Origin of the sequence: Succinivibrio sp. (assembly GCF_045124615.1) — a bacterium.
Classification (GTDB): Bacteria; Pseudomonadota; Gammaproteobacteria; order Enterobacterales; family Succinivibrionaceae; genus Succinivibrio; species Succinivibrio faecicola.
Map to the genome: position 1 here is coordinate 1 of NZ_JBGVMC010000314.1, position 5569 is coordinate 5569.

Sequence of the window (5569 nt, forward strand, 5' to 3'; positions counted from 1 at the left end):
TTTATGAGAATACTGATTACAGGTGGTACTGGTCTTATAGGAAGATCACTTTGCTCTTTACTTTTACAAAAGGGGCATGAAATTTTTGTGCTCTCAAGAAATATTATAGATGCCAAAAACGTGCTGCCATCTGCAATCAGAATTCTTAGCTATACTGATAAAATCCCTCTAGTTGAGATTGTTGTAAATCTTGCAGGAGAATCAATATCTAAAAAAATTCTGACTGAAAAAAGACTTCTGGAAATTGAAAAATCAAGAATTGATCTTATTGACTATCTTTACTATGCACTAAAAAACAATCGTCCTGTTCAGTTTATTCAAGCAAGTGCAATTACAATGGATAACAGCTGCTTTGCAAATATCTGTCAGAAAGTTGAGAGAAGAGCACAAAAAAGATTTTCAATGACAAATGTCTGTATTGCCAGATTTGCAACTGTTCTTTCAAAAAAAGGTGGTTTAATCCATTATCTGTCCTATCTTCCTAAATTGAATTTCTTAAATGGACAAAACTATGTTCCTTATATCACTTTAAATGACTGTATTAGAGCTCTTAACATCATCATTGATGAGAAACTTAATGATACAGTTGATATCTGCTCTGACTATCAGCTCAATTTACAGAATCTGATTTTGCATTTTCAGCACTCTAAGATTATCAATACCATTTCATTGCCACTCTTAAAAGAAGCTCTGTTTATTGATAAAAGAAGTTCTCTTCTTCTTATAGATAAGAGAATAAAACCAGTAAAACTTCTTAAAAACTCCATGACGTTTACTAATTACATATAATTTTCGCAATCGTTTGTATATTTAATTTTACTTATTTTTCAAAATGTTAATTTTATATACTCAAACCCTTTACGAATATTTTAACTTCATCAAGTTTTTATTTATTTTCTTTTCTATAATATTTGTAGATTATTGATCTACTGAGGTTTTAGCCATGTTAGAAGAATTAAAGCACGCGGTTTTCAAAGCAAACCTAGACCTTCCAAAACACAATCTTGTGACATTTACATGGGGTAATGTTTCAGGAATCGACAGAAATACTGGTCTTGTTGTTATCAAACCATCAGGAGTTGATTATGAAACAATGAAAGCTTCTGATATGGTTGTAGTTGATCTTGAAACAGGTAAGGTAGTTGAAGGTGATTTAAATCCATCAACTGATACTGCAACTCATCTTGAGATTTATAAAGCATGTGAGGATATCGGCGGTATCGTACATACCCATTCAAGAAATGCAACATCATTTGCACAGGCAGGTCTTGATATTCCTGCACTTGGAACAACTGGTGCAGATTATTTTTATGGTGACATTCCATGTACAAGAAAAATGACACCTCAGGAAATTGCAGGTGAATATGAACTTGAGACAGGCAAACTTATAGTTGAAACCTTTAAAACAAGAAATATCGCGCTTAAGGATGTACCATCATGCCTAGTTTATTCACATGGACCTTTCTGCTGGGGAAAAGATCCAGACAATGCCGTATATAATGCTGTAGTTTTAGAGGAAGTTGCCTATATGGCATATCATGCTTTAACTTTAAGATCTGATCTTACAAGAATGCAGCAGGAGCTTTTAGATAAGCACTATTTAAGAAAGCATGGTAAAAATGCCTACTACGGACAGAAAAAGAAAGACTGATTTTTCCTTACAATGAATAACACTCATGTGCCTGGCTTATGCCAGGCTTTCTTATATTGAGTATCATATTTTTACTTTTTTTTCTTTATTAGCTGGTATCAAAAAAATGCTACCAAAAGGTAGCATTTGATTTATCTAATAAAGGATCTTAAAAGAACCATTATAAAATCTAAAAAAATCAATCAAAATGAGTTTTAACTTTTATAACTGGTTCAACAATGTAATCACAAGCAGTTGTATTTCCAACCTTGTTTAAATATTCATGCAGCTTTTTAATAACCTGATATCCTTGATTATATGGCTGCTGACATACAACAAAATCGATTATATCGTTTTTTACAAGTTCTTTTGTTGTATAAATCTCATCGCAGGCTACAACAAAGCGCTTGTGCATGGAATCAGCGATAATTGCTGCTCCAAGACCACTTACACCTGAGCCTGATGTCATATATACAACATTTATCTCAGGATGCTCTAAAAATGCTTTCATTGTTACCTGCTGAGTAATGATATCCTGATCGCAACCTTCAATAGTATCAATAATCTCAATATCATTTCTCTCTTTTTTAAGCTCATCAATGAAACCTTTTACACGGGTTTTATGTCCAATATGCTCTTTGTAACCAACAACTAAAAGGATCTTAAGAGGAGTAAAATTACAGCATTTTGTAACCATTGAAGCTGCAACCTGACCTGATTTTAAATAATCAGGACCTACAAAAAATAATCTGTTAGTCTCTGGTATCTCATTATTTAAAAGAACTACAGGAATTCCGCTTTCATACAGAGAGTTTATCTTTTCTCGCATACTGATAGAATCAACACAGCAGATCACAAGAGCCTTGCAGCCAGCTTCAACAAGCTCATCAATGATCTTAATCTGAGTTGAAACATCCCAACCTTCCTGCTCTTTTAATATCACATCAATACCAAGATCTTTAAACTCTCTTAAGCCAGTATCAAGACCTTTTTTGATATCATCAAAAAAAGGGGAATTAATACTTGGAATTGATACACCAATACAGCTGATGCTCTTTTGTGCAGATAATGCTCTACCTGCTCTGTTTGGAATATAACCAAGTTCATGGGCAAGCTGTCTAATCTTTTCAGATGTTTTTGCACTTACCTCATTTTTATCATTTAAAGCTCTTGAAACAGTTCCTATTGATACACCTGAAGCTTTAGCAAGATCCTTTAATGTTACGCTCATCAGTTCACCATAAAATCCGTAAACGGTTACAAATATTCTTTGCTTTAATTATGTGATATTTTTTTATTATTTACTAACACAAAAGTTTTTTAATGTTATTCAGCTTGCAAAAATTGTTTTGTATTTTCATTTTCCGTAATAAATCGCAAATTTTTACGCCAAATTATCTATTGAAATACATACCTATAAAAGTTATATTTGTCTTATGAGTAAGATAAATAAATTATCAATTGTATATCTTCTGTGCGACTGCAATAACTTTTTCGTATCATGCGAAAAGATATTCAGACCAGATCTAAAAAACAGACCAGTCGCTGTTTTATCAAACAATGACGGAATTGTTGTATCAAGATCTAATGAAACCAAAAATCTTGGTATTGCAATGGGCTCTCCTGTTTTTAAAATTCAGGACAAAATTAACAGATATAAAATTGAAACATTCTCATCAAACTTCTCTTTATATTTAAATATTTCAAACAGAGTAATGCTCTGCCTTGAATCATTCTGCCAGGACATTGAGGTATATTCTGTTGATGAAGCATTTTTATGTTTTAAAAATATTACAGAAGCAGAGGCAATAAAAACTGCAAAAAAAATCAGAGCATGTGTTCTAAAACAGATAGGAATTACCGTAGGAATAGGTGTTGCAACAAGCAAGACTTTAGCAAAACTTGCTAATCACTATGCAAAGGTAAATTCATTTACAGGCGGAATCTTTAGCGCACTTAGCGATGATAAAAGGCAGAAGATACTTGTTGAAAGTCCATTAAAGGAAATATGGGGAATTGGCCCTGCAAGTGAGGAAAAGCTCACAAATGAAGGATTTAAAACAGCTTATTCGCTATCTAAAGCTGATCCTGAGGTCATGAGAAAAAGATATAACATCAATCTTGCAAGAACAATAAATGAGCTTAATGGAATAGACTGCATAGAGAGCCTTGTAGATTCTGAATGTCAAAATCAGATCATGTGGTCAAGATCGTTTAAAAACAGACTGACAAAGATTGATGATATTTATGAGGCTGTTGCAAATTACGTCTCATGCGCATGTGAAAAGCTTCGATCATTAGAGCTGTATGCAAAAAAGATGGCTCTTTTTATAAGAACATCTTATTTTGGTAATGCAAAGAAATATTCAAATGAAATTGCAATCAGTCTAGAATATCCTTGCTCTGATACCAGAGTATTTATATCAGCAGCAAAAATTCTTTTAGATAGAATCTTTGTTGATGGATATGAATATGCAAAGGCTGGCATCATACTGTATGAATTTAAGGATTCAAGAAGCTTTCAGTCAGATTTGTTCAGTAAAGCACCAGATCAGAGTGAACTGAACAAAAACAATAACCTCATGAACGCTGTTGATAAAATAAATAAAGAGAACAAAGATACCATATATCTTGGAGCTGTGCATTCACTTACAAAAGTTGAAAACAAAAAGAAGGACAAAATCAACAAAGATCATTTTTCAAAAAGATATACAGCATCTTTTGATGAACTGCCTGAGGTTTTCTAGAAATGAGCACAAGCACTGCTATTTGTACAAAAGAGATTGAAAAAATACTTTGTGTGCAAAAAGATGAAAAATACAGAGAATTTACATCAAAAATCTGTAAAGACGATATCATCCTTGGTGTAAAGGTTCCTACTGTCAGAAAAACTGCTCTGTCACTTTTAAAACACAATTACGATTTAATATCTTTGATAAATCAACTAGATGAAAATTCATACTTTGAAACAAGATACTGCCTTGCAGTTGCAATCAGTAAAGCAGATTTATCTTTTGAAGATACAATAGAACTTATTAGAAAATTCTTTAAATTATTAAACAGCTGGACAATTGTTGATGGTTTTTGCACGCTTTTAAAACCATTTATCAAAAAGAATAAAAATAAATTTTTTGAGTTTATAAAGCCTCTTTTTGACAATGCAAATCCTCCTTTTGTAAGACGTTTTGCCATTGTTTGTGCAAACAACTGTTACTGCTCTTTTGAATATATGAATTATCTATTCAGTGTTTTTGATAAAGCAGATGACAGTCATTACTATGTACATATGGCAATTGCATGGTGTATTGCAACAATGTACTGTACAGATAAAGACTCTACAATCGAATATCTAAAAAAAGACAAGCTGTCATTAAAAACTCATAACAAGGCAATTGCAAAAATCATAGAATCAAGAATACCAAGTGCAGATGAGAAACGTTTTATTCGCACTTTGAAGAAATGATCATTGAATCAATAATGAAAATTCTTATAATGATCATCAATGGAAAGGTGGCAGAGAGGCTGAATGCATCGCACTCGAAATGCGACGAACATTTTTAATGTTCCAGGAGTTCAAATCTCCTCCTTTCCGCCATTTGATTGAACTATATCTCATTTTTCACATCTCTATCAGTCGTTTGTATTGCAAAATATCCTTATCTCTCAGACAATTAGTTAGAAAAAAACTCAAAAGGTGGGGTATGCTTACAGCAGTAGATTTAATCGAAAAAATCAAGACAAATCTTGAAAAGATCAATGCATCAGTTACTGTTAATAACCATGAAATAACATTTAAAAAGTTTATTTCTTCAAACATTGAGAATGAGGAAATTGTTCTTTTTGATGAGGTTATAGCATCCTCAAATACAACTTATTATGCTGAAGGTTTTCAAATGCTGTCTCAGAGTATGGGAACTTTCAGTAATATTACTGAAATCG

Annotated in this window: 6 protein-coding genes and 1 tRNA gene; 6 read left to right on the forward strand and 1 reads right to left on the reverse strand. The window is 32.5% G+C overall.

What is annotated here, in order from left to right; all coding sequences use genetic code 11:
- The coding region (locus tag ACJML3_RS08250) for an NAD-dependent epimerase/dehydratase family protein (RefSeq protein WP_406022259.1) at positions 1-789 on the forward strand (789 nt) is incomplete at its 5' end.
- 154 nt (positions 790-943) lie between these two features.
- Positions 944-1651, forward strand: a complete 708-nt coding sequence (locus tag ACJML3_RS08255; protein ID WP_406022261.1) for an L-ribulose-5-phosphate 4-epimerase — start codon at positions 944-946, stop codon at positions 1649-1651.
- A gap of 178 nt (positions 1652-1829) precedes the next feature.
- Here ACJML3_RS08255 and ACJML3_RS08260 read toward each other — a convergent pair whose 3' ends face one another.
- Positions 1830-2861, reverse strand: coding sequence for a substrate-binding domain-containing protein (locus ACJML3_RS08260; protein WP_406022262.1), 1032 nt, complete (start codon positions 2859-2861; stop codon positions 1830-1832).
- Positions 2862-3066: 205 nt separating this feature from the next.
- Here ACJML3_RS08260 and ACJML3_RS08265 point away from each other — a divergent pair, with 205 nt between their 5' ends.
- From ACJML3_RS08265 to ACJML3_RS08280, 4 genes are all read left to right on the forward strand, one after another.
- A complete protein-coding gene (locus ACJML3_RS08265) occupies positions 3067-4377 on the forward strand; it encodes a DUF4113 domain-containing protein (protein ID WP_406022264.1) in 1311 nt (436 codons plus the stop codon).
- A 2-nt stretch (positions 4378-4379) separates the two neighbouring features.
- The gene (locus ACJML3_RS08270) at positions 4380-5093 is read left to right on the forward strand and encodes a DNA alkylation repair protein (RefSeq protein ID WP_406022267.1); all 714 of its coding nucleotides are present in this window, start codon (positions 4380-4382) and stop codon (positions 5091-5093) included.
- A 41-nt stretch (positions 5094-5134) separates the two neighbouring features.
- Positions 5135-5225: transfer RNA gene (locus ACJML3_RS08275), tRNA-Ser, on the forward strand.
- 106 nt (positions 5226-5331) lie between these two features.
- On the forward strand, positions 5332-5569 hold a 238-nt coding region (locus ACJML3_RS08280), incomplete at its 3' end, for a hypothetical protein (RefSeq protein WP_406022268.1).